Source organism: Actinoplanes philippinensis (assembly GCF_900113015.1).
Classification (GTDB): domain Bacteria; phylum Actinomycetota; class Actinomycetes; order Mycobacteriales; family Micromonosporaceae; genus Actinoplanes; species Actinoplanes philippinensis.
Genome location: NZ_FONV01000005.1, coordinates 187,061 through 212,297, shown reverse-complemented (window position 1 = coordinate 212,297; position 25,237 = coordinate 187,061). Strand labels below are relative to the sequence as shown.

At 72.3% G+C, this 25,237-nt stretch carries 24 protein-coding genes; 18 read left to right on the top strand and 6 right to left on the bottom strand.

Annotated features, from left to right (window positions below; all coding sequences use genetic code 11):
• Positions 1–78: 78 nt before the first annotated feature.
• From yidD to BM290_RS14410, 5 genes are all read left to right on the top strand, one after another.
• Positions 79–276, top strand: a complete 198-nt coding sequence (yidD, locus tag BM290_RS14430) for a membrane protein insertion efficiency factor YidD (RefSeq protein ID WP_373871051.1) — start codon at positions 79–81, stop codon at positions 274–276.
• A 45-nt stretch (positions 277–321) separates the two neighbouring features.
• A complete protein-coding gene (locus tag BM290_RS14425; protein ID WP_239143536.1) occupies positions 322–1,608 on the top strand; it encodes a transporter substrate-binding domain-containing protein in 1,287 nt (428 codons plus the stop codon).
• Positions 1,605–2,654: a hypothetical protein gene (locus BM290_RS14420; RefSeq protein WP_093614100.1), complete on the top strand. Its 1,050-nt coding sequence runs from the start codon at positions 1,605–1,607 to the stop codon at positions 2,652–2,654. The genes BM290_RS14425 and BM290_RS14420 overlap by 4 nt, the downstream gene beginning before the upstream one ends.
• A gap of 81 nt (positions 2,655–2,735) precedes the next feature.
• A complete protein-coding gene (locus BM290_RS14415) occupies positions 2,736–3,458 on the top strand; it encodes a PP2C family protein-serine/threonine phosphatase (RefSeq protein WP_093614099.1) in 723 nt (240 codons plus the stop codon).
• 45 nt (positions 3,459–3,503) lie between these two features.
• Positions 3,504–6,194 carry an EAL domain-containing protein gene (locus tag BM290_RS14410; RefSeq protein ID WP_239143535.1) on the top strand — a complete coding sequence of 897 codons (2,691 nt, stop codon included), beginning with the start codon at positions 3,504–3,506 and terminating at the stop codon, positions 6,192–6,194.
• Between the two features lie 76 nt (positions 6,195–6,270).
• Here the strand turns inward: BM290_RS14410 and BM290_RS14405 are convergent, their stop codons facing one another.
• A complete protein-coding gene (locus BM290_RS14405) occupies positions 6,271–8,850 on the bottom strand; it encodes an ATP-dependent RNA helicase (protein ID WP_373871050.1) in 2,580 nt (859 codons plus the stop codon).
• A 335-nt stretch (positions 8,851–9,185) separates the two neighbouring features.
• Between BM290_RS14405 and uraD the strand changes: the two genes are divergently transcribed.
• From uraD to BM290_RS14370, 7 genes are all read left to right on the top strand, one after another.
• A complete protein-coding gene (gene uraD, locus BM290_RS14400; protein ID WP_177319712.1) occupies positions 9,186–9,692 on the top strand; it encodes a 2-oxo-4-hydroxy-4-carboxy-5-ureidoimidazoline decarboxylase in 507 nt (168 codons plus the stop codon).
• Positions 9,682–10,041 carry a hydroxyisourate hydrolase gene (gene uraH / locus BM290_RS14395; protein ID WP_093614095.1) on the top strand — a complete coding sequence of 120 codons (360 nt, stop codon included), beginning with the start codon at positions 9,682–9,684 and terminating at the stop codon, positions 10,039–10,041. The genes uraD and uraH overlap by 11 nt, the downstream gene beginning before the upstream one ends.
• A 15-nt stretch (positions 10,042–10,056) precedes the next feature.
• Positions 10,057–10,908: a factor-independent urate hydroxylase gene (gene pucL, locus BM290_RS14390; RefSeq protein WP_239143534.1), complete on the top strand. Its 852-nt coding sequence runs from the start codon at positions 10,057–10,059 to the stop codon at positions 10,906–10,908.
• Positions 10,905–12,248 carry an 8-oxoguanine deaminase gene (locus BM290_RS14385; protein WP_093614723.1) on the top strand — a complete coding sequence of 448 codons (1,344 nt, stop codon included), beginning with the start codon at positions 10,905–10,907 and terminating at the stop codon, positions 12,246–12,248. The genes pucL and BM290_RS14385 overlap by 4 nt, the downstream gene beginning before the upstream one ends.
• A gap of 76 nt (positions 12,249–12,324) precedes the next feature.
• Positions 12,325–13,872: a malate synthase A gene (gene aceB, locus BM290_RS14380; RefSeq protein ID WP_093614091.1), complete on the top strand. Its 1,548-nt coding sequence runs from the start codon at positions 12,325–12,327 to the stop codon at positions 13,870–13,872.
• Positions 13,873–13,930: 58 nt separating this feature from the next.
• The gene (locus BM290_RS14375) at positions 13,931–15,067 is read left to right on the top strand and encodes a DUF6986 family protein (protein WP_093614089.1); all 1,137 of its coding nucleotides are present in this window, start codon (positions 13,931–13,933) and stop codon (positions 15,065–15,067) included.
• Positions 15,068–15,088: 21 nt separating this feature from the next.
• The gene (locus tag BM290_RS14370) at positions 15,089–15,748 is read left to right on the top strand and encodes a hypothetical protein (protein WP_177319711.1); all 660 of its coding nucleotides are present in this window, start codon (positions 15,089–15,091) and stop codon (positions 15,746–15,748) included.
• 183 nt (positions 15,749–15,931) lie between these two features.
• On the opposite strand, the gene BM290_RS14365 is transcribed toward BM290_RS14370, so the two are convergent.
• Positions 15,932–16,246, bottom strand: coding sequence for a hypothetical protein (locus tag BM290_RS14365; protein WP_093614087.1), 315 nt, complete (start codon positions 16,244–16,246; stop codon positions 15,932–15,934).
• Positions 16,247–16,515: 269 nt separating this feature from the next.
• Here BM290_RS14365 and BM290_RS50645 point away from each other — a divergent pair, with 269 nt between their 5' ends.
• Positions 16,516–16,641, top strand: a complete 126-nt coding sequence (locus tag BM290_RS50645; protein ID WP_275413262.1) for a hypothetical protein — start codon at positions 16,516–16,518, stop codon at positions 16,639–16,641.
• On the opposite strand, the gene BM290_RS14355 is transcribed toward BM290_RS50645, so the two are convergent.
• Positions 16,632–17,060 carry a glutaredoxin family protein gene (locus BM290_RS14355; protein WP_093614083.1) on the bottom strand — a complete coding sequence of 143 codons (429 nt, stop codon included), beginning with the start codon at positions 17,058–17,060 and terminating at the stop codon, positions 16,632–16,634. The genes BM290_RS50645 and BM290_RS14355 overlap by 10 nt on opposite strands.
• Positions 17,061–17,206: 146 nt before the next feature.
• On the opposite strand from BM290_RS14355, the gene allB reads away from it, so the two are divergent.
• The 4 genes from allB to BM290_RS49690 all read left to right on the top strand — a co-directional run bounded on the left by allB (position 17,207) and on the right by BM290_RS49690 (position 22,027).
• Complete coding sequence (gene allB, locus BM290_RS14350; protein WP_093614081.1) at positions 17,207–18,517, top strand: allantoinase AllB; 1,311 nt, start codon at positions 17,207–17,209, stop codon at positions 18,515–18,517.
• On the top strand, positions 18,517–19,488 hold the full coding sequence (gene alc / locus BM290_RS14345; RefSeq protein ID WP_093614079.1) for an allantoicase: 972 nt from the start codon (positions 18,517–18,519) through the stop codon (positions 19,486–19,488). Before allB ends, alc begins: the two co-directional genes overlap by 1 nt.
• Positions 19,485–20,618, top strand: coding sequence for a phosphotransferase family protein (locus BM290_RS14340; protein ID WP_093614077.1), 1,134 nt, complete (start codon positions 19,485–19,487; stop codon positions 20,616–20,618). The genes alc and BM290_RS14340 overlap by 4 nt, the downstream gene beginning before the upstream one ends.
• 65 nt (positions 20,619–20,683) lie before the next feature.
• Positions 20,684–22,027, top strand: coding sequence for a protein-L-isoaspartate O-methyltransferase family protein (locus BM290_RS49690; protein ID WP_239143533.1), 1,344 nt, complete (start codon positions 20,684–20,686; stop codon positions 22,025–22,027).
• A 464-nt stretch (positions 22,028–22,491) separates the two neighbouring features.
• Here the strand turns inward: BM290_RS49690 and BM290_RS14330 are convergent, their stop codons facing one another.
• Positions 22,492–23,133, bottom strand: a complete 642-nt coding sequence (locus BM290_RS14330; protein ID WP_093614075.1) for a response regulator — start codon at positions 23,131–23,133, stop codon at positions 22,492–22,494.
• Positions 23,130–24,380 carry a sensor histidine kinase gene (locus BM290_RS14325; protein ID WP_093614721.1) on the bottom strand — a complete coding sequence of 417 codons (1,251 nt, stop codon included), beginning with the start codon at positions 24,378–24,380 and terminating at the stop codon, positions 23,130–23,132. The genes BM290_RS14330 and BM290_RS14325 overlap by 4 nt, the downstream gene beginning before the upstream one ends.
• An 84-nt stretch (positions 24,381–24,464) precedes the next feature.
• Here BM290_RS14325 and BM290_RS14320 point away from each other — a divergent pair, with 84 nt between their 5' ends.
• Positions 24,465–25,130: a class I SAM-dependent methyltransferase gene (locus BM290_RS14320; protein WP_093614073.1), complete on the top strand. Its 666-nt coding sequence runs from the start codon at positions 24,465–24,467 to the stop codon at positions 25,128–25,130.
• On the opposite strand, the gene BM290_RS50640 is transcribed toward BM290_RS14320, so the two are convergent.
• A complete protein-coding gene (locus BM290_RS50640) occupies positions 25,105–25,230 on the bottom strand; it encodes a hypothetical protein (protein WP_275413261.1) in 126 nt (41 codons plus the stop codon). The genes BM290_RS14320 and BM290_RS50640 overlap by 26 nt on opposite strands.
• Between the last annotated feature and the right edge of the window lie 7 nt (positions 25,231–25,237).

Sequence of the window (25,237 nt, the reverse complement as noted above, 5' to 3'; positions counted from 1 at the left end):
CGGTTGTCGGCGGCTCTCACCCGTACCCATGGACGCTCCGGACCTGGCGGCCGGGTCTCCGCAAGCGCGCAGCGGGCGGTGACCACCGCCATCCGTGGCTATCGGGTGATCTCCCCGAGGCTGCCCACCCGGTGCCGCTACCGGCCCACCTGCAGCGCGTATGCGCTGCTCGCGATCGAGCGGCACGGGCTCGGCGCCGGGCTGCGGCTGACCGCCGCCCGGCTCGCGCGATGCCGTCCGGGTGTCCCGTTCGGTACCGGGGATCCCGTTCCCTGATGATGTCGGGCACGATGACTCGTCTGGGGACGAAGGGACGGGTCGATGGCTGACACCGACAACGACGGCGCCGCGCCACGCCGGCCTGCGCAGACGCCGCAGCCACCGCAGTCAGCGCGGCCGCCGCAATCTGCGCGGCCCGCGCCGCCTCCACCTCCGCAGACTCCGCCCCCGCCGGACGACAGTTGGCTGCTGCGGACGTTGCAACAGCTGCCGCCGAAGCAGCTGGCGGCGCTGCGCCGGTTCGTGACCGCCGCCGCCCCGCCGGAACCGCCGCCGCCCGTCGCGGTCGAGGAGATGACTGTCGAGGAGCTCGCCTCCCGGGACATCGCCACGCAGGCGGCGATCGAGCAGGCCCGGTCCGAGGCGGAGCATGCGGCGATCACCCGGCGTGACAACCAGTTCAAGGTGTGGCGGCTGGCCGGGCTCGGGGTGTTGATCGTCCTGACCCTGCTGGTCTCGCTGGGCCGGCTGCTGGTCGGTGGCCCGGAGACGCTCGCCGAACTGCGGGCCGCGGCCGGTGTCGACACGTGGGCGACGCTGGACATCGGGGTGAAGGACGACCAGTACGGGGTGGCCTTCCGGGACGACGCCGGCATCTGGAAGGGCTTCGACATCGACATCGCCTACATGATCGCCGAGGACCTCGGTTTCCGCCGTGAGGACGTGCGCTTCTTCGGCTTGGAGAGCGAGGACCGGGCCCGCATGCAGGCGACCGACGCCGACCGTAAACGAGTGCCGGTCCAGCTGGTGATCGCCAGTTACAGCATCACCGACAAGCGGAAGACCGAAGGCGTCCACTTCTCCCAGCCCTACCTCTACACCGAGCAGTCGGTGATCACGCTCAAGGGCCATGCGCCGGTGGTCGCCCTCAACGATCTCAAGAAGCAGAAGGTCTGCACCCTCTCCACATCGACCAGTGCCACCGCGCTGGACGAGGCCGAGGCGATCGTCACCCGGAAGAACCGGGTTCGGGAGTGCTTCACCGAGCTCGACGCCGGCACCGTCGACGCGATCAGCACCGACGCCGCCATCCTGGCCGGCTGGAAACACGAGTTCCCGGCGAAGTACGAGCACTGGGATCTGGGGCTGGAGTCCAACGAACGGTGGGGCGTCAACGTGGGTGAGAACCCGGCGCTCGAGAAACTGGTCAACCTCACCCTGTACCGGTCATGGGCGGATCCGAAGGACAGCCGCTGGGAGAAGGCTTTCGAGCAGAACCTTCAGGCGGAGATCGACCCGATCAACAAAACCGCCATCGCGGTCGGCGAACAGCCCCGGGCCGAGCGGCCGGAGATCGGCTGGATGCCGTGGGAGGATCCGCTGGGATGAGTACCGAGATCAGGAGCGGCCGGGTCGTCAAGAGACGCGCGGTGCCCCGGCCCGGCTACCGCGCCGAGCTGAACTGGCTGCTCGCCGTGCTGCCCGGCTTCCCGCTGCTGCTGCTCGTGCTGCGGCTGTGGTATCTGAGCCGGCAGGACCTGCCCACGATGCTGCTGCTCGTCCAGTACATCAACCCGCTCGGCATGCTCGGCGCCCTCTTCGTCACGCTCAGCTGGACGGTGCCCGCGGCCATCCTGCTGGTCCGGGTGCTCGGCGGCATCTCGCTGGTCAGCTCACCGGGCCAGACCGCGACGTCGTTCCTTGCCGTGGCCGCGTTCCGGATGCCCGGCTGGGTGGTCGTGATCGCCGTCGGCATCGCCGCCTTCACCTGGCAGCTGCGCATGCTCCCGCTGCTGATGATGCTGGTGGTGGCGATCCTCGGGCTGACCGCGGTGCAGGGGGAGCACGGCGAGCCGTGGCTGATGCGGTGGCTCACGCTGGGCGTGCCGGTCCTCGTCGCGATCATCGTGTGGATCTTCGTTTGGCCGGGAGTGGTCGCCTCGCTCCGGTCCGGTGAGTACGCGACGGCCGTACTCCTCCTCGGTCCTCCGCTCTTCGGTCCGGTCCTGACCGGGCCGGTCCCGGAACGCTGGGCCCGGATCGCCACCCACTGGCCCGCCGTGGCCGTCGCCTTCGCCATGCCCTTCATGGTCGGCGTCGTCTTCCTGCGGGCCCCGGTCCTGCCGGACAGCGCCATCGAGGTGGAGACCGAGGGCGAGCCGATGCGGGTCGTCCGTGGGCAGCTGATCGCCGTCGACGACACCTCCACCACGATGCTGGAGGCCACCGGCCAGGTAACCTTCATCCCCAACGGCGAGGTACGGTCGAAGACACTGTGCCCCCAGGCCTCCGACGATCCGGCCAGCGGCATCACCGTCCGCGGCTGGCCGATCGAGGCCCCGGCACTGGAATGGATCGCGCCGACACGGCCCGTGACCGAAATCGATCCACGGTGCCTCGGTCGGCCCCTGAATCGGGGTGCAGGCGGTGGATGAGTGTAATTTCAGCAACGACATGTGCGACATGCCGCCCACCACGTGCAGACAGGTTGGCGCCGACCTGGCAGGCTGCACGCCATGACCTTGCACCTCCGGTGGGCGGCCGTCACCGACCAAGGACACGTCCGGAGCAACAACGAGGACTGTCACTTCGCCGGTGACTCGCTTCTCGTCGTCGCCGACGGCATGGGCGGCATGGCCGCCGGCGATCTGGCCAGCCGGATCGCCATCGAAGCCATGGTCTCGCTCGACACGCCGATCGCCACCGACCACCAGATGGACGCCCTGCACCGGGCGCTCGAAGTCGCCAACGGGCGGATCGCCGAGCAGGTGGCCCTCGACCCCACGCTGGCCGGCATGGGCACCACGCTGACGGCGGTGCTCTTCAACGGCGAGCGGGCGGCGATGGCCCACGTCGGCGACTCCCGTGCGTACCTGTTGCGCGACGGGCGGCTCAACCAGCTCACCAAGGACGACACGTACGTCCAGATGCTCGTCGACCAGGGCCTGATCAAGCCCGAGGAGGCGGCCGCCCACCCGCGGCGGGCCGTCGTCACCCGGGTGCTCCAGGGCGAGCCGGTCACCCCCGCCTACGTCATCGTCGAGCCGCAGCGCGGCGACCGGTGGCTGCTCTGCAGCGACGGCCTCACCGGTGTCGTGCCGGACCCGGTGCTCGAGGAGGAGCTGCGCACCATCGCCGACCCGAAGTCCTGCGCGGAGAGACTCATCGATCTCGCCCTGCGCGGCGGCGGCCCCGACAACATCACGGTGATCGTCGCCGACGTGACCGCGGGGGACTGAGCGGGTATTTTACTCCGGCCGCCATGCCTCGCGGCCCGGACTCTGGTGGTGATCACGACGGCGCGACTGCTCGGCACGCTGGCGCTCACCCTGGGTGTGGTCGCCTTCGGCGAACTCGTCCTCGGCACGCCCCGCCTCTACACCGACACGGCGCAGCTGGTCGCCGGACTCCTCGCGGCCGCCGTCTGCCTGACCGTCGGCCGCGACCGCGCCGGCATCCCGCGCCGCTGGCGGCTGCTCGCCGCGGGCGGGCTCGTCGTCTGGTCGCTCAACCGCCTCTGGTCGGTCGTGCAGCAGCTGGCCGGCGTCGACGGGCCGCCGCACGCGCTCACCTGGGCCGGGCTGTTCGTGCTGCCGGTCTGCATGCTCGTCGGGCTGCTCGGCGCCGTGCACACCCGGCCCCGGCCGGTGCCCACGTCGACGTTGCGCGACCAGATCGCCCTCGTCATCGACAGCCTGCTCATCACCGGATCGGTGCTCGCCCTCTTCTGGTCGGTGCTGCCCGGGACACCCGCCCTGCGCGGCCTCGACGTCGTCCACCTGGTCTACCTGATCGCGGACGTCGTGCTGTTCACCATGGTGGTGCTGCTGCTCACCACCCGGCCCGACTCCCCGGCCGGGCGGCGGCCGCTGCGGCTCGTCGGATCGGCGCTGCTCGCCTTCGGCGTCGCCGACACGGTCCGGCTCCTCGGCGACGGCCCGACGTGGCTGGAAGGGCTCGGGCACCTGCTCGGGCCGGCGTTCATCGCCATGGCGGCGCTCAGCCCCAACCGGGTGCCACCGCCCCAGCCCGACGCCGAGGTACTGGAGCGTGACTGGTTCCGGCTCCTCCTGCCGTACGGGCCGGTCGTCGTCACCGGGGTGGTGCTCGTCGTGCGTACCGTCGCCGAAGGCTCCCTCAGCCCATTCGAGGCGTCCCTCGGCTGGCTCGGTCTCGCCCTCGTCGTCACCCGCCAGATGATCACCATCGTCGACAACACGGTCCTCTTCGACCGGGTCGCCACCGTCCAGCGCCGGCTCCACCACCAGGCCTACCACGACCCGCTCACCGGCCTCGCCAACCGCGCCCTCTTCCGGGAACGGCTCGTCCTCGCCATCGACGCCCACCAGAAGCGCGGCACCCCCGTCGCCGTCCTCTTCGCCGACCTCGACGACTTCAAGCTCATCAACGACACGTTCGGCCACGCCATCGGCGACCGCGTCCTGCAGGCCATCGGCGAACGGATGCGCGCCGGCGTCCGGGCCGGTGACCTCGTCGCCCGTCTCGGCGGCGACGAGTTCGCCATCGTCCTCGACCAGGGCGGCGTCGCGGTCCCCGCGCCCCGCCGCCGTTCCCCGTGGCGGCGACGGGCGGACGGCATGCTGCGGCAGCGGCGTTATGTCCTCTCGGCCGCGGGGGTACGGGTCTCCGAGGCCGCCTTCGCCGGCGGAGCGACAGTGTCCCCGTCCTGGGACACCTCCACCGTTCCCGCAGCCGTCACCCCGTCCAGTCCGCCTTCCCTGGCTCCGGGGTCCTCGCCTGCTGGTGCTCCCGCGCCTTCGGGGGTCTCGACTGCTGGTGTTTCCGCGCCTTCGGGGGCCTCGACTGCTGGTGCTTCTGCGCCTTCGGGGGCCTCGACTGCTGGTGGTTCCGCGCCTGTCGGGTCCTCGTCCGCCTCCCCGGCCTTCGCTGCCGCCCCTCCTGAGGCGTCGTCGCCGTTTCCCGGCTCGCCCGCGTTCGACGCCGCCTGGGAGGCCGAAGCCGAAGCCATCGGGCAGCGGGTGCTGGCGACGCTCCGCGAGCCGTACATCATCGACGGCCGCTCGGTCGGCGTGGGCGTCAGCATCGGCCTGGTCACCGCCGAGCCCGGTGACGACCTGACCGCCGACCTGCTGTTGCGCCGCGCCGACGCCGCCATGTACGCGGTGAAACGCCGAGGCAAGGGCGAACTGATCCGCTACACCGGCCCCAAGGACTCCAGCCCGCACGCCGACCTGCCGAAGCTCCTGGCCGGAGCGCTGGCCGGTGGAAGTCCCGCGGCCGCCGGCTTCGACGTGCACTACCAGCCGATCGTCCGGCTCAGCGACGGCGCGACAGTGGCCGTGGAGGCCCTGGCCCGCTGGACCGACCCGGTGGCCGGCCCGGTGCACCCCGACGTCTTCGTCACGATGGCCGAACGAACCGGCCTGGTCGCCGCCATCGACGACTTCGTCCTGGACCGGGCGTGCGCCGACACCGCACGCCTCGCCGAGATCTACGGCCGCCCCATCGACGTGCACGTCAACGTCTCGGCCGGCCGTCTCGCCGGCCCCGGCCTGGAGGACGCCGTCCGTGCCGCGCTGGCCCGCCACCGCCTCGACCCGGCCCGGCTGATCATCGAGATCACCGAGACGCTGCGGATCCCCGACCTGCCGTGCGCCGCCGGCCTGGTCGAACGGTTGCGGGCCCTGGGCGTACGGGTAGCCCTCGACGACTTCGGCAGCGGCTACAACGCCCTCGCCCAGCTGCACGCCATCCCGGTCGACATCGTCAAACTCGACTCCACCCTGACCGACGTCGACACCTCCCCGGACCGGGCCGGCGCCCTGTGCCGCTCGGTGCTGGCCATCTGCGCCGAACTGGGCATAACCGTGGTCGCCGAGGGCCTGGAGACCGAGGACCGTGCGGGCGCGATGGCCGCCCTGGGGTGCCCGCAGGGCCAGGGCTACCTGTACGGCGCTCCGGCTCCGCTCACCCGCCTGGACTCCTCCTCCTGACCACCGTGCGGCGTGGTCGTCAGCGGCGCCGCGCCGCCGCGGACGGCCACATCGTTCGCCTCGGTCGGCCGCCCGGTCAGCGTGACCGGGGATTGGCCCGGCGGGTCGGCTCGGCGGTGGTCGGGTCCTCCGGCCAGGGGTGACGCGGGTAGCGGCCGCGCATCTCGGCCCGCACCTGGGGGTAGCCCTGAACCCAGAACGAGCCGAGATCACGGGTGACGGCGACCGGCCGCCCCGCTGGGGACAGCAGATGCAGCAGCACCGGAACCCGGCCGTCGGCCAGGCGTGGCGCCTCCTTCCAGCCGAACGCCTCCTGCACCTTCACCGCCAGCACCGGCGCCGCCGGATCGCTGTAGTCGACCCGCACCTGCGACCCGCTCGGCACCGGCAGCCGCTCCGGCGCCACGTCGTCCAGCCGGCCGGCCACCTGCCAGGGCACCAGCCGTCGCAGCCCGCCGGCCACGTCGAGCTTCGCCAGATCGGACCGCCGCCGCGCCGAGCCGAGATCGAGCCAGTCCTCCGGGCTCGCCAGCAACGCCTCGTCGGAGACGTCCGGCCACGGATCACCGAGCGCCGCATGGGCGAACAAGAGCCGCCGGCGCAGATCCCCGGCGTTGCGACTCCAGGTCAGCAGGCCGAGGCCCTCCTGTCGCAGGCCGGCCACCAGTGCCGCCCTGAGCAGCGCGGCGTCGGGATCGGTGAGGCGGACGGAGGCCAGCGTGATGGTCCCGAGCCGACGGACCCGCCGGGCCACCACGTCACCGTCGATCCATCCGATCTCGGTCTCCTCGGTCGACATCGGTGCGGCGACCGACAGGGCGGTCTCCTCGTCCAGGGGAGCGGCACTGCGGATCCGGGCCACCCGGGCCCCGGCGGACCGGTCCGCGCCCGCCACGGCGAGCCACGGCGTTCCGCTCAGCGGGCTGCCGACGGGCAGCTCGGCTGCGGTGCCCCCGGCCATCAGGTAGGCCCGGCCACCGGGTTCGCGCACCCGCGCGACCCGCTCCGGATACGCCAGCCCGGTGACCAGACCGGCCGCCACGTCGTCGCTGAGACGCGCCGCTCCCACCGGCCGGGCAGCCCGGCCGGACCGTGCTGTTCCCCCCGGGCCCACCGGTGTCGCCGGCTGGGCTGTCTTCTCCGGCCGGCTCGGTGGGGCATCGGCCGGCGATGGTGGGGCGGATCGGTCCAGGGCACGCGTCAGGCGGCGGACCTCAGCCCGCCAGGACGGATCGTTGCGAGCCGCCCGCCAGACGGTGACCACGTCGCCGGTGGTGGTGCGGTCGTCGTCGAGGACGGCGACGATCTCGGCGGCACGGTCCGCTCCCAGGACGGCGGCGCCGTCGAGGAGGGCGCGGGCCAGCCGGGGATGCAGGCCCGCGCCGGCCAGGGCACGGCCACGGGCGGTGACCCGGCCGTCGGCGTCGACGGCGCCCAGGTCGTGCAGAGTGGCGACGGCGGCCCGCAGCGCGCCGGGCGGCGGCGGATCGGGCAGCGCCAGGCCATCACCGTCGGGATGCCCCCACAAGGCCAGATCCAGGGCGAATCCGGTCAGGTCTGCGGCGCCGATCTCCGGCTCGGGCTGTGCGGGCAGCCGGTCGTGCAGGGCCGCCGGCCAGCAGCGGTAGACCCGGCCGGGCGCCTCACGGCCGGCCCGCCCGGCCCGCTGCTCGGCCGACGAGCGGGACACCGCCACCGTGGCCAGGGCGCCCAGGCCCCGGGAGTGATCCATCCGCGGGACCCGGCTGAGCCCGGCGTCGACCACGGCGCGGACCCCCGGAACCGTCAGGCTGCTCTCGGCGACCGCGGTGGCCAGCACGACCCGGCGACGGGGCCCGGCGCGCAGCGCCGCATCCTGCGCCGCGCCGGTCTGCCGCCCGTGCAGGGACACCACGTCGGCGTCGAGCCCGGCGAGGCGGGCGGCTATCGTGGCGATCTCGCCCGCCCCGGGAAGGAACACCAGGACGTCGCCGTCGCCCTCGGCGAGAGCCCGGCGGGTCGTGGCGGCCACATGGTCGAGCAGGCGCGGATCGACACGCAGCCCGTGCGGCGGGGTGACCGGACCGGCCGGCGGCGCCCAGATCACCTCGACCGGGTGGTGGCGGGCGTGAGCGGTGACGATCGGCGCCGGACGGCCGGCCTCACCGAGGACCGCCGCGAGCCGGTCGGCGTCAGCGGTCGCCGAGGTGGCGAGGACCCGCAGGTCGGAGCGGAGCGCGGCCCGCACCTCGACGAGGAAGGCGAGAGCCAGGTCGGAGTCGAGGTGCCGCTCGTGGCACTCGTCGAGGATCACCGTGGTGACACCGGCCAGCTCGGGGTCGGCCTGCAGCCGGCGGACCAGCAGACCGGTGGTCACCACCTCGACGACGGTGTCGCGGGAGACCTGCCGCTCGCCGCGGACCGCGTAGCCGACCCGCTGCCCGGTGCGCTCGCCGAGCAGCGTGGCCATCCGGCGCGCGGCGGCCCGGGCGGCGACCCGGCGCGGCTCGGCCACGATCACCCGGCTGCCGGGCCCGGCCAGCGCGAGCGGGACCAGCGTGGTCTTGCCGGTGCCGGGCGGCGCGACCAGGACGGCTGCCCCGGCGCCGGCCAGGGTGGCGGTCACCTCGGGCAGCACGGGACGGACCGGGAGGTCGGGCAGGGAACCTACGGGGATGAGCACGCGCCCAGTCTGGCCCATCCCGGCGGCGGCCCACGCGGTTGTCCACACTGGCGCCATCCCCGATCGGTCTCCGTGCTTCTGTGGACGAGGAAACGGCGCGATCACCGGTCGATAACGGCGAGGTCGCGGTGCGTTCGGGGCGGTTGTCCACAGGACGGGCGGCAGAACGCCGGTCTGCGCTGCTCGGCGCGTTGTCCACAGCCCTGGAGCGACGGCGAGATTTCCGGCCCGGATTCGTGGCAGGGTGGCGCTTGTTAATTCTTCCGTCCGTTCGTGCGAGGCGCGGTTCGTGCCTGCTTGACTGATCGACATCGACGAGGGGGTGACCGATGGGTGCGGTGGATTCCTTCAACGCTCTGCCCGCGGAGCGTCTGGAGGCCGAGCTGCTCGCCTGCTGTGCGGCGCCCGCCTGGGGTGCGGCCGTCGCCGCCGGTAGACCGTTCGCTGACCGGGCCGGCGTTCTCGCCGCGGCCGGCACCGCGAGCCGTGAGCTGACCTGGCCCGAGGTGCTGCAGGGGCTGTCCGCCCACCCCCGGATCGGTGAGCGGGCCGCCGGTGACTCCCAGGAGGCCGCCTGGTCGCGGGCCGAGCAGTCGGCGGCCGCGCAGACCGCCGACGACACGACCAAGGCCGAGCTGGTCGCGGCGAACAGGGCGTACGAGGACCGGTTCGGGCACGTCTTCCTGATCTTCGCGAGTGGCCGTTCGCAGGCCGAGATCCTGGCCGCGGCCCGCGAGCGTCTCGGTAACGACGAGGCCGCCGAGCAGGCGATCGTGACGGACGAGCTGGGCAAGATCGCGCGGCTCCGGCTGGAGCGGGTGCTCGATGCCCTCTGACGGTGTGGCCGCGGCCTTTCACGCCCGGATCTCGACGCACATCCTGGACACGGTGACCGGCGACCCGGCGAGGGACGTCTACGTGCGGCTGGAACGCCGCGACTCGGACGGCTGGAGCACCATCGCCGAGGGGCGTACCGACGGCGACGGCCGCCTGCGCTACGAGGTGGCGCTGCACGAGTGGCAGGCCGGCGGCTATCGACTGTTCTTCTACGTCGAGCCCTACCTGGGCGGCGACTGCTTCTTCCCGGAGATCACCGTCGCCTTCCACGTCCACGACCCGAATCGCCACTATCACGTGCCGCTGCTGCTGAGCCGGTACGGCTACACCACCTACCGAGGGAGCTGACGACCGTTGGGGATCGTGCTCGGACCGAACCGTTACGGCAAGGCGGAGACCCGTCTGGTGCGGGTGCACCGGGACGGCGATACGCACGGCCTGGTGGATTTCAACGTCAGCATCGCGCTCTCCGGCGACCTGACCGCGACGCACCTGACCGGCGACAACTCCGGTGTCCTGCCGACCGACACGATGAAGAACACGGTGTACGCGTTCGCCAAGGAGCACGGCGCCGGCGAGCCCGAGGTGTTCGCCCTGCTCCTGGCCAGGCACTTCGTGGCCACCCAGCCACAGGTCCACGCCGCGAGGGTGTCGATCGAGTCGTTCGGGTGGGACAGGCTGGGCCCGCACTCGTTCCGCCGGCGGGGCGATCACGTGCGTACCACGGTGGTCACCGTGACGAGCGAGTCGGCGCAGGTGGTCTCCGGGGTGTCCGGGCTGGTGCTGCTGAATTCGGCGGATTCGGAGTTCCACGGTTTCGTCGAGGACGGCTACACGACCTTGAAACCGACGACCGACCGGATCCTGGCGACGGCCGTGGACGCCCGCTGGCGCCACGCCGGCGACGACACCGACTGGGCGGCGTCGCACGAGGGCGCCCTGGACGCGCTGGTGACGGCGTTCGCCGGGACGTACAGCTACTCGTTGCAGCAGACCCTCTACGCGATGGGCGCCCGGGTGCTGGAAGAGCGCCCGGAGATCGCCGAGGTGCGGCTCGCCCTGCCGAACAAGCATCACTACCTGGCCGACCTGTCCCCGTTCGGGCTGGAGAACCCGGGCGAGGTGTTCATCGCCGGTGACCGGCCGTACGGGTTGATCGAGGGCAGTGTGATCCGGGACGACGCTCCCGCCGCGACCGCGGAGTGGTGGCTGTGATCATCATCGAGAACGCGGCGATCGCGACGGTCGACGAGGCCGGCACCGAGTTCCCGACCGGTCATGTGGTGATCGGCGACGACGGGCGCATCGTCGCGGTGGGGCCGGGCGAGTCCGGCCTGCCCGGGGAGCGGCGCGACGGCACCGGCTGCCTGATCACCCCCGGCCTGGTCAACACCCACCATCACCTCTACCAGTGGGCGACGCGTGGCCTGGCGCTGGACGAGACGTTGTTCGGCTGGCTCACCACGCTCTACCCGATCTGGGGCCGGCTGGACGCCGAGATCGTGGGCGCCGCGGCCGGCGCGGGGCTGGGCTGGCTGGCGCTGTCCGGCTGCACCACGAGCATGGACCACCACTACGTGTTCCCCCGTGACGGCGGTGACGTGCTGGCCGCCGAGATCGAGGCGGCCCGGTCGATCGGTCTGCGGTTCCACCCGACCCGCGGCTCGATGGACCTGAGCCGCAAGGACGGCGGCCTGCCACCGGACCACGTGGTCGAGGACACCGACGAGGCGCTCGCGGCCACCGAGGCGGCGATCGACCGCTGGCACGATCCGTCGCCGGAGTCGATGCTGCAGATCGCGGTGGCGCCCTGCTCGCCGTTCTCGGTCACCACCCGCCTCATGGAGGAGGCGGCGGTGCTGGCCCGGCGCAAGGGGGTCCGCCTGCACACCCATCTCGCCGAGACCGACGACGAGGAGGAGTTCTGCCTCAAACAGTTCGGCTGCACCCCGGTGGAGTACGCGGAGCGCGTCGGCTGGCTCGGCGACGACGTCTGGCTGGCCCACGGGGTGCACCTGGACGACTCGGCGATCGCCAAGCTGGGGAGCACCGGCACCGGGGTGGCGCACTGCCCGAGTTCGAACGCCCGGCTCGGCACCGGAGCGGCCCGGGTGCGTGAGCTGCTGGACCACGGTGTGCCGGTGGGCCTCGGGGTGGACGGCGCGGCCTCGCAGGAGGTGTCACATCTGGGCGCCGAGCTGCGGCAGGCGCTCTACACGGCCCGGCAGCGGCAGGGTCCCCGGTCGTTTGGCGCGCGTGAGGCGTTGCGGCTGGGCACCATCGGCGGGGCCCGCTGTCTGGGCCGGCAGGACGACATCGGCTCGCTGGAGCCGGGCAAACTGGCCGACCTGGTGATGTGGCGGCTGGACGGCCTGGGGCACGAGGGCATCGACGACAAGGTCGCGGCGCTGGTCTTCGGCCCACCGGCCCGGGTGGAGCTGGCCTTGGTCGGTGGCCGCCCGATCGTCGAGCGGGGCGAGCTGGTCAACGCCGACGCCGACACGCTGACCGCCCGGGCCCGGCGAGCGCACCGCAGGCTGATGGCGACCTCCTGACCGTCACGGGGAAGGACCATGAATAATGCTCGATTACGGTACGGGGGAGTAACCACACTGAGAGGAATCGTCAACGATGACCGAGATCCTGTCCGACGAGGCCGTGGCGTTCGTCGCCGACCTGAACCGGCGATTCCGGCCTCGCCGTAACGAGCTCCTCCAGGCGCGTGCCACGCGTCGCGCGGAGATCGCGGCCGGAGCCACGCTCGGCTTCCTGGCCGAGACGGCGGACATCCGCGCCGCCGAGTGGTCCGCGCCGCCCGCCCCCGCCGACCTGCGGGACCGGCGGGTCGAGATCACCGGCCCCACCGAGCGGAAGATGACGATCAACGCGCTGAACTCGGGCGCGAAGGTGTGGCTGGCCGACCTCGAGGACGCGAACACCCCGCACTGGTCGAACGTGGTCGACGGCCAGCAGAACCTGTATGACGCGATCCGCCGCACGATCACGCTGACGACCGAGAAGAAGACGTACGAGCTGAACGGCGGGCCGTACCCGACGATCGTGATGCGGCCGCGTGGCTGGCACCTCGACGAGCGGCACCTGCCGGTGGACGGCGAGCCGGCCGTCGGCGCGCTGGTCGACTTCGGCCTCTACTTCTTCCACAACGCTGCCGAGCTGATCAGCAGGGGCAGCGGTCCCTACTTCTACCTGCCGAAGATGGAGTCCCACAAGGAAGCCGAGCTGTGGAACGACGTCTTCACCTACGCCCAGGAGAAGACGGGTGTCCCGGTCGGCACCATCCGGGCCACCGTCCTGATCGAGACCATCCCGGCCGCGTTCGAGATGGAGGAGATCCTGTATGCCCTGCGCCCGCACATCTCCGGTCTCAACGCCGGCCGTTGGGACTACCTGTTCAGCATCATCAAGTACTTCCGCGACAACCCCACCATGATCCTTCCGGACCGGGCCGCGGTGACCATGACGGCGCCGTTCATGCGGGCCTACTCGGAGCTGCTCGTCTCCACCTGCCACAGGCGTGGGGCGTTCGCGATGGGCGGCATGGCCGCGTTCATCCCCAGCCGTCGTGACCCGGCGGTCAACGAGGTGGCCCTGACCAAGGTCCGCGAGGACAAGGAGCGCGAGGCCGGCGACGGGTTCGACGGCTCCTGGGTGGCCCACCCCGACCTGGTGCCGGTCTGCCGGGAGATCTTCGATCGAGTGCTCGGCGACAAACCGAACCAGGTGGACAAGAAGCGGCCGGACGTCGCGGTCGACGCCGGTGACCTGCTGCACGTGGCCGGGACCGGCGGCGCGGTCACCCGGGCCGGGCTGCACAACAACGTCAACGTGGCCCTGCAGTATCTGGAGGCGTGGCTGCGCGGCAACGGCGCAGTGGCGATCCACAACCTGATGGAGGACGCCGCCACCGCGGAGATCTCCCGGTCCCAGGTCTGGCAGTGGATCCACAACGGCGTGAAGCTCGAGGACGGCACCCCGATCACCGCCGAACTGGTCGGGCGGATCGAGGACGAGGAGCTCGCGAAGATCCGCGAGACCATCGGCGACGAGGCCTGGACAGCGGGCCGCTACGACGACGCGCGCAAGCTGTTCGAGCGGGTCGCCCTGGCCGACGACTTCGCCGACTTCCTGACCACGGCCGCCTACGACTCCATCGACTGAGCCACGGTGCGGCCGGGTCCGGCCCGGCCGCACCGACCCTAGCGAGGAAGGGCCGACGTTGCGCCTGAACGAGGACGACTACGACGAGATCGACGCCGGGCTCGCCGCGCACGACGCGTTCCTGCAGGCCCGCTACCCGGGTGAACGTCCAGGCCGGCAGCCGGTCCACACCGTCTACGTCCCGGCCGACCGCCTCGACGGCTTCCGCGACTGGGGCGGCATCGCCCTCGACACGATGGACCGCCACGACTTCCCCTGGCCCGACCCGGCGGTCCGCGCCAAACTCGCCGCCGAGCCGATCGAGGACCTGCGCGTCGACTTCGAGGACGGCTACGGCGTCCGCGACGACGACCAGGAGGACGCGGCCGTCCGCAAAGCCGCCACGATCCTCGCCGACGGCCCGCGGCCACCGTTCCTCGGCCTGCGGATCAAATCCCTGGAGGCCGCGACCCGCCGCCGCTCGCTGCGCACCCTCGACCTCTTCCTCGACAACTACCAGGACCATTTCACCATCACGCTGCCCAAGGTCAGCGGTGGCGACCAGGTCGCCGCGATGGTCACCCTCTGCGAGAAACTCGAACGGTCGTACGGCCTGAGCGCCGGCGTTCTCACCTTCGAGATCCAGGTCGAGCTGCCGTCGGCAGTGCTCGCCGCCGACGGGACCGCGACCGTCGCGCGCCTGATCACCACGGCCGCCGGCCGGTGCACGGGGCTGCACTACGGCACCTACGACTACAGCGCCGCCGCCGGGGTGGCCGCCGCCTACCAGTCGATGGAGCATCCGGCCGCCGACTACGCGAAGGCGGTGATGCAGGCCGCCGCCGCCCAGACCGGGGTGCGCCTGTCCGACGGGTCCACCAACGTCCTCCCTGTCGGTGACACCGCCGACGTGCACGCCGCCTGGCAGCTGCATCGGCGACTGGTGCGCCGGTCCCTGGAGCGTGGCTACTACCAGGGCTGGGACCTGCATCCGGCACAGCTGGCGACCCGGTATGCGGCGACCTACGAGTTCTTCCGGGACGGGCGGGACGCCGCCGTCACACGCCTGCGGCGATACCTGGACCGGCAGGACAGCGGCATCGCCGACGAGCCGGCCACCGCCCGCGCGCTCGCCGGCTATCTGCTGCGCGGCCTCGACTGCGGGGCTCTGACCGACGCCGGGTTCCCACGGGAGCAGTTGACCAGCCTGGCCTGAGACCAGCAGTGGAGGACGGTAGTGGGCTACAACACCGAGTTCACGGGGCAGGTGGCCATTGTTCCCCCGCTGAATCCACATGAGGTGGAATACCTCGATCGATTCGCTGAGACGCGGCACGAATCACGTGATGCGGGCCCCTATGCGGTCAGCGGAAACGGGTTGGCGCCCGGGGCGATGTACGGCGGACGGGAACCCGGTCCGGAGCATCCCGGATATTGGTGCAAATGGGTGCCGACGGCCGCTGGTGACGCGTTGATCTGGAACGGCGTGGAGAAGTTCTACGACGCGGAGATCTGGCTCGCCTATCTGGTGGAGACGTTTCTGGCGCCGGGGGCGGAGATCCGCGGCGAGGTGCCGGGCTCGTGGTTCCGGCCGGCGGTGTTCGAGTACTTCACCTGCGATCACGTGCTCAACGGGGTGATCACGGCGGAGGGTGACGAGGAGGACGACCGGTGGCGGATCGAGGTGCGCGACAACGTGGTGCACGTGATCCGGCTGGTCGTTTCGCCGGCCTGTGCGGACATCGATCCGCGGGATCCCGGTGAATGGGGGAGCGGGCAGTGGGCGGAATTCGCGGCACGGACACGGCGGAATCACGTTCTCACGGTCAGCGGCGCGGGCGAGATCCACGACCTCGGTCCGGCCGCGGAGAACGGATTCGAGCCGATTTCCGGATGAGCCGCGAATTGAGAGCGTCGACCGCGGCACTAGGCGACGGAAAACGCGCCACGGGAGGGGCGGCGGCAGTGCCGGCGCGAGGTGGCGACGGCACCGCGCGAGGGGCGGCGGGGATGCCGGCGGTAGCCGCCGGAGGCGGGGATCGGGGTGCTGCGGTTCGGGAGGTGTGGCCGTACCGCTGAATCAGACCATCGAGAAGATCGGGACGATCAGCAGCGCCGCCAGGGTCAGCCACGTCGCCAGCTGTTCGTGGCCGCGATTGCCCTCGCGGACGGCCTTGTAGAGCAGGCCCGCCATGAGGCCGGCGAGGCCGAGGCCGGCCAGGATCGAGGCGGCGCCCGGTTCGCCGAACCAGTCCGGCGCCAGGCTGATCAGCGATGCCGGATCGATGACCGCGAGGACGGCGAAAGCGAGGACGGCGACGCCCAGGACCGCGACGGCGGCGCCGCGCAGGAGGATGTTGGGTCCGGTGTTCATCGCGGGCTGCTGGTTCGTCACGCCGGTTGCCTTCCGTGATGGTCCGTATCGACTGAGTCAGACCATAGCGGCACTGGCAAATCCCGTGTGGATCGAACCTTTCGCGCCTGTGGGGAGTACTACGGGGCGGGACCGCGCGCAACGCGAGGGAGTGTCGTTCAGTGAGCAAGTCGGTTACTCAGAGTGATGCAGAGCATGTCTGTGAACGGCCGTCGTGGGAGTGCCGGGCGTGCGGTGACCCGTGGCCGTGCGCCCCGGCGCGCGCGTCCCTGTCGGATGGTGCGGATCGGGTGATGCTGACCATGTACATGTGGGGGCATCTGGACCGGGCCATGACCGAGCTGCCACCGGGGCCGCCGACGGAGCTGTTCGACCGGTTCCTGCGGTGGACCGACGGGCAGCTGGTTCAGGCCTGAGTGGCGCCGGGCGCGGCCGGCACGATCTGGTCGCGCAGCCAGGACGGGTCGGGGTTCACGTGGCCCCGGCCGTTGATCACCACGGTCGGCACGGTCTCGTCGCCGCCGGTGATCTCCCGGACCGCGGCGGCCGCGGACGGGTCCTGCCAGATGTCGACCCAGCGCAACCGGTCCGCGTCGGCGCCGAGACGGGCCCGCAGCCGGAGACAGAAGACGCAGCCCGGCCGCCAGTAGACGACCGGGCGGTCGTCCTCCGCGGCGGCCCGGGGGAACGCGAGCGGCGACAGCACGAAGGCGAGCACCAGGAACGCGCCCAGCAGCAGGGCGGCCGTGCCGGGCGCGCCGTCGCCGAACCGGGCGGCCGCGATCAGCACACCGCAGAGAGCGGCCAGGGCCGCCACGCTCCATCGTCGCACCATGGAGCGGCACGGTACTCCGCTACGCCCGGTAACGGCATCCCTGACCGGCCCGATGCGCGCCAGGTGAGAACGGACGGCCGCGGTGAGGGCCGGTGCGGCGCCGTGATGAGCGCCTGGTGAAACAAAGCGTCGCTAAGGTCCACCCCATGGCTGATCTTGTGGTGCGCTCGCGGCGCGTGACGACACCGGACGGTGAGCGGGCCGCCGCGGTCGTGGTGGACGGCGGGACGATCGTGGCGGTGCTGCCCTACGACGCCGTGGCCGAGGCCGCGGAGGACGTCGATCTCGGCGACACCGCGCTGCTCCCCGGCCTGGTGGACACGCACGTGCACGTCAACGAGCCGGGCCGGACCGAGTGGGAGGGCTTCGCCACGGCGACCCGGGCGGCCGCGGCCGGTGGCGTCACCACGATCATCGACATGCCGCTGAACAGCCTCCCGCCGACCGTCGACACCGAGGCGCTGACGATCAAGCGGGCGGCCGCGGCCGGTCAGTGCCACGTCGACGTCGGCTTCTGGGGCGGCGCGATCCCCGGCAACGCCGGTGACCTGCCGGGCCTGCACGCCGCCGGGGTCTTCGGGTTCAAATCGTTCCTCGCCGACTCCGGGGTGCCCGAGTTCCCGCCGGTCGACGCCACGCAGCTCGCCGAGGCGATGAACGCGGTCGACGCCCTCTTCGTGATCCACGCGGAGGACCCGGACCACCTGCGCGAGGCGGCGAGCTCCCCCGCGTACGCCGACTTCCTGAGCTCTCGCCCGCAGGACGCCGAGCATGCCGCGGTCGCGACCGCCGTCGAGGTGGCCCGCGCCGCGGGCCGTCGCGCGCACATCCTGCATCTCTCCGCGGCTTCCGCGCTCCCGCTGATCGCCCGGGCACGAGCAGAGGGGGTACGGGTGACCGCCGAAACCTGCCCGCACTACCTGACCCTGGACGCGGCCGCGATCCCGGACGGCGCCACCGAGTTCAAGTGCTGCCCGCCGATCCGTGACTCCGCGAACGCCGACCGGCTGTGGGAGGCTCTCGCCGACGGCCTGATCACCTGTGTGGTGAGCGACCACTCGCCGTGCACGCCCGACCTGAAACGGCAGGACACCGGTGACTTCGCGGCCGCGTGGGGCGGGATCGCCTCGGTGCAGCTGGGTCTTCCGGTGATCTGGACCGCGGCCGCCGGACGGGGGCATACCCTCGCGGACGTGGTGACGTGGATGGCGCGCCGCCCCGCCGATCTGGTGGGATTGCGCAACAAGGGCCGTATCGCGGTCGGCGCCGACGCGGATCTGGTCGCGTTCGAGCCGGACGAGGAGTTCGTCGTCGACGCGCACGCCCTGCATCATCGGAACCCGGTCACGCCGTACGCCGGGAAGGTCCTGCGCGGTGTGGTCCGCACCACCTGGCTGCGCGGCGGCGTGGTGACCGGCGACGACCCCCGCGGCACGTTCCTGGCAAGGGAGATCTGATGGATTTCAGCGCGCTGCCCGACCTCGCGTCGCGGGCCTTCGGCGGAGGAGTCGTGCACGCCAACGACGAGTTCTTCGCCGCCGCCGACCATCTGGTGCTGCCGGAGGCGCCGAGCCACGCGCCGAAGACGTTCGACCACAAGGGACAGGTGTACGACGGCTGGGAGACGCGCCGCCGCCGGACGCCGGGCCACGACTTCGCGATCGTCCGGCTGGGCGCGCCCGGCATCGTGCACGGTGTCGACATCGACACCGCGTTCTTCACCGGCAACTTCCCGCCGTACGCCTCGGTCGACGCCGTGGAGCTGTCCGGCTATCCCGGGCCGGAGGAGCTGGCCGCCGCCGACTGGGTGGAGATCCTGCCGAAGTCGCCGCTGAAGGGTGACGGCCGCAACCTGTACCCGGTGACGGACCGCCGCCGGTTCACGCACGTGCGGCTCACCATCTTCCCGGACGGCGGGGTGGCCCGGCTGCGCGTGCACGGCGAGGTGGTGCCCGACCCGGAGCTGCTGCCGAAGGTGTTCGACGTGGCCGCCGCCGAGTACGGCGCGACCGTCGTCGACTGCAGCAACAAGTTCTACGGCAACCCGCAGCGGATGCTGATGCCCGGCCTGGCCCGCAACATGGGCGACGGCTGGGAGACGTCCCGCCGCCGCGACGACGGCAACGACTGGGTGCTGGTGCGCCTCGCCGCCCCGGCCGTGCTGCGCTTCGGCGACCTCGACACCAGCCACTTCAAGGGCAACGCCCCCGGCTGGGCGACACTGACCGGCATCGACGCGCGGGACCGGACCTTCGAGCTGCTGCCACGGGTGGCGCTGCGGCCGGACACCCCGCACCGGTTCGCGCTGTGGAAGGCGCCCGAGGTGACACACGTACGGCTCGACATCTTCCCCGACGGTGGCATGGCCCGGCTGCGACTGCTGGGCCGTGCGGACCGGACGTTCCTGCGTGCGAGACTCGGCCGGTGAGCCGTACCGTCTCTCTCGTGCTCGTCGATCCGTCGGGCGAGCTTCTCGGGCAGTTGCCGCCGTTCACCGTCGAGCTGCCCTGGTGGCAGGACTCCACCGAGGTGGTGGCGGGCGCCGGCGTCGACGTCACCGTGTTGCGGCTGCTGCACGGCGACCGCAAGCCGCCCGGCGGTCACGTCACCTACCTGGCGATGACACCCGGGAGACCGGCGGGTCTGCTGCCGGCCGACGCCGACCTGACGCCGCACCCGCTGCGCGCCGCCTACGCCGAGGCGGCCGGAGTCACCGCGTCGCTGGCCTGGGCGGCGGGCGCGCTGGACCGGCTCGGGATGACCGGCCTGACCGCCCGGCAGCAGCGCACCTGGAACCTGTCGGCGATCTGGCGGTTCGACGCCCCCGACGGCACGCCGGCGGCCTGGCTGAAACAGGTGCCGCCGTTCTTCGCGCACGAGGCGGCCGTGCTCCGGCTCGTCGGCGGCGTCGCACCGGACCTGGTGCCGTATGTGCTGGCCGCCGGCGACGAAGGGCGGATGCTGATTCCGCACGTGCCCGGCGAGGATCGGTACGGGGCGCCGGAGTCCTTCCGGGCGGAGGTTCTCGCCGCGTGGCAGCCGGTACAGGCGGGCCTCGCCGGCCGGGTGCCGGAGTTGCGGGCGACCGGCATCCCCGACATCTCGCTGCAGAACCTCCCGGACATCGCGCGCCCGTATCTTTCGGAGATACCGGGGCTGGGCGCGCTCCTGGACGATCTGCCGCGCCGGCTCGCCGCGGTGGACGAGTGCGGTCTCCCGGACACTCTTGTGCACGGTGACCTGCACATGGGCAATGTGATCGACGACGGCGAGTCCTTCACCATCGTGGACTGGGGTGACGCCGCGATCGGCAACCCGGCCTTCGACGCGGTGCGGATGCCGGGCGAGCCCCAGGCGCTCGCCGAGTGGGCGAAACTGTGGCCGGACCACGACGCGCTGCGGGCCGCCGAACTGCTGCAGCCGGTGGAACTGCTCCGTCAGGCGGTCGTCTACGACGGGTTCCTCGCCAGGATCGAGCCGTCCGAGTGGCCGTACCACGCCGACGACATCCGCCGCTGCCTGCAGACCGCCGTCGATCTGGCCGGGCCCGATTTCTGATGGCGTGACCTCCGGATATCCACGGTTCTCACCGTATCGGCGGCGTATTCCGTACCGTGTCAGTCATGGAAGACGTCCGCCGGCGCTACCTCGAGCAGATCCGGGGCGACGGGCTGCCGCCCGCGCTGGCCGAGGCGTTCGCGACGGTGCCACGCGAGGTCTTCGTGGCCGACGGCTTCCACAGCCGCGACGGCCGGCGGATCATGCCCGCCGACCCCGACTACCTGCCGACCGTCTACAGCAACGACGTGCTGGTCACGAAGCTGGCCGGAGACGTCCCGGTCAGCTCGTCCAGCCAGCCGTCGCTGATGGCCGCGATGATCGAGGCGCTCGACGTGACGCCCGGCATGCGGATCCTCGAGATCGGCGCGGGCACCGGTTACAACGCGGCGCTCCTCGCTTCGCTCGGCGCCGTGGTGACCACCGTGGACGTTCAGGCCGACGTTGCGGCCCGGGCACGGTCCGCGCTGGCCAGGGTAGGCATATCCGGGGTACGGGTGGAAACCGCCGACGGCTACACCGGAGGCCCACAGGAACGTTACGACCGGATCATCGTCACCGTCGGCGTCTCCGGAGTCTCCCCACACTGGCTGGACCGGCTGGAACCCGGCGGCCGCCTGATCGTCCCGGTCGCCCACGGCGGCATCCACCCGGTCCTCGACATCCGCACCGAGCCGCTGGGGGCGGCGGACGCCCGCACCGGACCACTGGGCGCGACGGATAGCCGCACCGAGCCGCTGAGTGCGGCGGACGCCCGCACCGGACCACTGGGCGCGACAGAGAGCCGCACCGAGCCGCTGAGTGCGGCGGACATCGGTACCGGACCCGCGGGCGCGGCGGACATCCGCACTGGATCGCTGGGGGCGGCGGACGTCCGCACCGGACCGCTGAGCGCGACGGTGGTGTGTGCGGCCGGTTTCATGGGCGCCGCCGGGCCGCTCGGCGTCCGGCATGCGCGCAGCCACCCGCCGGTCGCCGCCGGTCTCGAAGGCCTGGACGAGGTCGCGCCGGCCCGGTGGCGGCCGCCGTTGGACGCCGACGCCTACCGGGGGCTCTGGTTCGCGGCCGCGGCCTGGCATCCCCGGGTCAGCCACGCTTCGATCCCCGGCCGGGAGCAGAGTTACCTCGCGGTCCTCGACGACAGCGAGGCCGCAGGCGCTGTGGTGCTGGCCGACGGCGCGATCCTCGCCTCGGGCCCGGAGGCGGAACGATGCACAGCCGTCGGCACGGCGTTGGCGGACCGCTGGTGGTCCCTGAACCGGCCGTCGATCCACTCGTGGCGGATCGGGTTCGCCCTGGTAGGCGAACCGGCCACCCCGATCTGGGCGCCTCACCGCTGGACCTTGACCACAACGCCCCCAGCCCCGCCGGACACCCCCATACCCCACAACCCGGACACACCGGAGTAGCCAAATACCGCGGAACCGCGGAACCGCGGAACCGCGGAACCGCGGAACCGCGGAACCGCGGAACTGGGGAGCCGGGGAGCCGGGGAGTCGCGGGAACTCGCGGATCCCGCACGCCGAAGGGACCGCGAAGCCTGAGGGGGCGGAGCCGGAGGAAGCCGCGGACCGGGAAGGCGGAGGCAGAGGAGGCCGGCGCCGCTGTGAGGGCTGTAAGGCAGGGATGTGGTGCAGCCCACCGAACCCGCTGAAGCGGTGATGTCGGAGAGCTGCGGAAGTTGAAGAAGTCGGCCGAGCCGTGAGTTCGGAAGGCAGGAGCTGGGGGAAGCCCGGCGGCTGGCGGAGGTACCACGATGACCGGGGAAGCGCGGTGGCTGGCGGAGGTGTGGCGGCCAGCGGAAGTGCCGACCCGGCGTAGGTGTCGGCGGCGGCCGCGCGAAGGCTGAAGCGGGGGAGTCGGCACCGGGGAGTCATCGGGCGCGGAGGAAGGCCAGCACCGCCAGCACCCGCCGGTTGGTGTCGTCGGTCGGGGGCAGGCCCAGTTTGGCCAGGATGTTGCCGACGTGTTTGCCGACCGCCGGCTCGCTGATGAACAGGGCCGCGGCGATCGCCGAGTTGGAGCGGCCCTCGGCGATCAGCGCCAGCACCTCGCGCTCGCGGCCGGACAGGCCGGCCAGCGGATCCTGCGGGCGGCTGATCAGGCGGCGGACCACATCCGGGTCGACGACGGTGCCACCGGCGACCACGCTGCGCAGCGCGGCCACGAACTCGGCGATGTCGGCGACCCGGTCCTTCAGCAGATAGCCCACCCCGTCGCCGGTGGCGATCAGGTCGGCGGCGTAGTCCTGCTGCACATACTGACTGAGGACCACCACCGGCAGGCCGGGGCGGGTCTGCCGGAGCCGGACCGCGGCCCGGAGCCCCTCGTCCTGAAAGGACGGCGGCATCTTGATGTCGGTGATCACCAGCCCCGGGTCGTGCCGCTCGACCGCGGCCAGCAGCTCGGCGGCGTCACCGACGGCGGCGACCACCTCGAACCCGAACCGGACCAGCACCCCGACCAGCCCCTCGCGCAGCAGCACCCCGTCCTCGGCGAGGACCACCCGGGTCACAGCTCGACCCGCAGCAGGGTCGGGCCGCCGGCCGGGCTGGCCAGCAGCAGCTTGCCACCGGCCGCGGCCACCCGGTCGGCCAGCCCGGTGAGCCCGGAGCCGCGGGCCGGGTCGGCGCCGCCACGGCCGTCGTCGAGGATCTCCAGCACGATCACCTCACCGGCCCGGGTCAGGCTCAGCCGCACCGCGGTGGCGTGCGCGTGTTTGGCCACATTGGTCAGCGCCTCCGCCGCCACGAAATAGGCGGTGGTCTCGATCCGCTCCGGCAGCCGCCCGGTGATCTCGGCGTCGACCGCCACCGGCACCGGCGAATTCGCCGCCAGCTCCCACAGCGCAGCGGGAAGCCCGAGGTCGGCGAGTGTCTGTGGGCGGATGCCGTGCACCAGGTCACGCAGCACCACCATCAGCTCTTTCGCCTGATCGTGGGCCCGGCCCAGCGGCTCGGCGGCGGGCGAGTCGCCGGGCAGGTCGAGCCGGGCCATGCCGAGCTGGAGGGTGAGGCTGGTGAGCCGGTGCTGGGCGCCGTCGTGCAGGTCACGCTCGATCCGGCGGCGCTCGGCGTCGAACGCGTCGACGAGCCGGGCCCGGGACAGCGACACCTCGGTCAGCCGGTCGCGCAGGCCGTCGGCGCCGCCGAGCAGCCGCCGGGCCAGCGCGGTGTGCAGCGCCGCCACCGCGCCGGCGAGGTAGAGCAGGACCGGGAGCAGCGCCACACCGATCACCTGGAACGGCACCGACTCCGGGCCGCCGTGGATCACCAGGTCGCCGAGGCGCCACTCGGCGATCCAAGGGCTGAGCAGCAGCACCGTCTCGAAGACGGTGACCAGGGCGGCGCCGAGCCACAGCAGGGGAGCGGCCAGGGCGAGCAGCACCGCGTAGGCGACGGCCCGCCACGTCGACTCCTCCCGATAGCGGGCGGTGAACCAGGCGAGCGGGCCGGAGGTCAGCGGGCGGTGCGGGGCGGGGATCCGCATCCGGCGCCGCTCCAGCGCGGCCAGTGGCAGCGCCACGGCCGGACCGGCGACGGCGAACAGCGACGCGGACAGGATCATCAGGACGACGACCGCCGGTTTCGGCTCGCGGCCCTCGGTGACCTCCTGCCCGACGACGAGCCAGGGCAGCAGCAGGATCCAGAACCCGAAGCCGACCGGCGCGGCGATCAGGGCGGTCAGGGCCAGGTGCAGCAGCGACCGCCACGGGCCGGCCGTGACCAGGTAGCGGCGGTCCTTCAAGGCATCGATCAGCACCGGCTCACCGTAGCCATCGGCGCGCGGCCCGGCCCAGCCGTCCAGGGACACCTTCCGGGGTAGTGCTGGGTATACCTTCGACCGATGAGAGCGGCCTACGACGAGATCGCGGACTGGTACGAGACCGAATTCCTGCCCGGCAGCCTGCCCGGTGACCCGCTCGGCATCCGGCGGGCGATCACCGAGCAGCTCGGTCCCGGCCCGGGCCGCTGCCTGGAGGTCGGCTGCGGCACCGGCGTCCACGCGGCGCAGCTGCGTGAGCTGGGCTGGAGCCCGGTCGGTGTGGACCTGTCCGCCGGGATGCTGCGGCACGCCGCCGGCCGGCTGCCGGTCGCCCGCGCCGACGCGACCCGGCTGCCGTTGCGGACCGGCTCGGCCGACGCCGCGATCACGGTGATGGCGCACACCGACATGCCCGGCTACCCCGCCGTGTTGCGCGAGGTGAGCCGGGTGCTGCGCCCGGGCGGACGGTTCGTTCACATCGGCGTGCACCCGGCGTTCTGCGGTGGATTCGCCGACCGCAGCGATCCGGCCGCGGTCGTCGTCCGTACCGGGTATCTTGACGGGCATTGGACGAAGGCGTCCTGGACCGACAAGGGGGTCCGGGACAAGGTCGGCGCCAGCCACTGGCCGCTGGCCGGCCTGCTGACCGCCTTTCTGGAGGCGGGCCTGCGGTTGGAGGGGTTCGCCGAGGGCGGGTCGCCGGTTCCGACGATGTTCGCGGTCAGAACATCGACAGCATCGCGGTAGTGCCCAGGAGCACCAGCACCAGGACGGCGATGAGCAGCCCCTTCTCGGCGGTGTCGGTGGCCTCGGCGATGGGTGTGGTGGTCAGCGGCTCACTGCTCATGTGTCCT

Excerpts from the sequence above, each read along its gene's own strand:
- BM290_RS14355 (WP_093614083.1), bottom strand. The coding sequence starts at position 17,060 with ATGGTGCGACGATGGAGCGTGGCGGCCCTGGCCGCTCTCTGCGGTGTG.
- BM290_RS14420 (WP_093614100.1), top strand. The coding sequence starts at position 1,605 with ATGAGTACCGAGATCAGGAGCGGCCGGGTCGTCAAGAGACGCGCGGTG.
- BM290_RS14320 (WP_093614073.1), top strand. The coding sequence starts at position 24,465 with ATGAGAGCGGCCTACGACGAGATCGCGGACTGGTACGAGACCGAATTC.
- BM290_RS50640 (WP_275413261.1), bottom strand. The coding sequence starts at position 25,230 with ATGAGCAGTGAGCCGCTGACCACCACACCCATCGCCGAGGCCACCGAC.
- allB (WP_093614081.1), top strand. The coding sequence starts at position 17,207 with ATGGCTGATCTTGTGGTGCGCTCGCGGCGCGTGACGACACCGGACGGT.
- BM290_RS49690 (WP_239143533.1), top strand. The coding sequence starts at position 20,684 with ATGGAAGACGTCCGCCGGCGCTACCTCGAGCAGATCCGGGGCGACGGG.
- alc (WP_093614079.1), top strand. The coding sequence starts at position 18,517 with ATGGATTTCAGCGCGCTGCCCGACCTCGCGTCGCGGGCCTTCGGCGGA.
- BM290_RS14415 (WP_093614099.1), top strand. The coding sequence starts at position 2,736 with ATGACCTTGCACCTCCGGTGGGCGGCCGTCACCGACCAAGGACACGTC.
- aceB (WP_093614091.1), top strand. The coding sequence starts at position 12,325 with ATGACCGAGATCCTGTCCGACGAGGCCGTGGCGTTCGTCGCCGACCTG.
- uraD (WP_177319712.1), top strand. The coding sequence starts at position 9,186 with ATGGGTGCGGTGGATTCCTTCAACGCTCTGCCCGCGGAGCGTCTGGAG.
- BM290_RS14425 (WP_239143536.1), top strand. The coding sequence starts at position 322 with ATGGCTGACACCGACAACGACGGCGCCGCGCCACGCCGGCCTGCGCAG.
- uraH (WP_093614095.1), top strand. The coding sequence starts at position 9,682 with ATGCCCTCTGACGGTGTGGCCGCGGCCTTTCACGCCCGGATCTCGACG.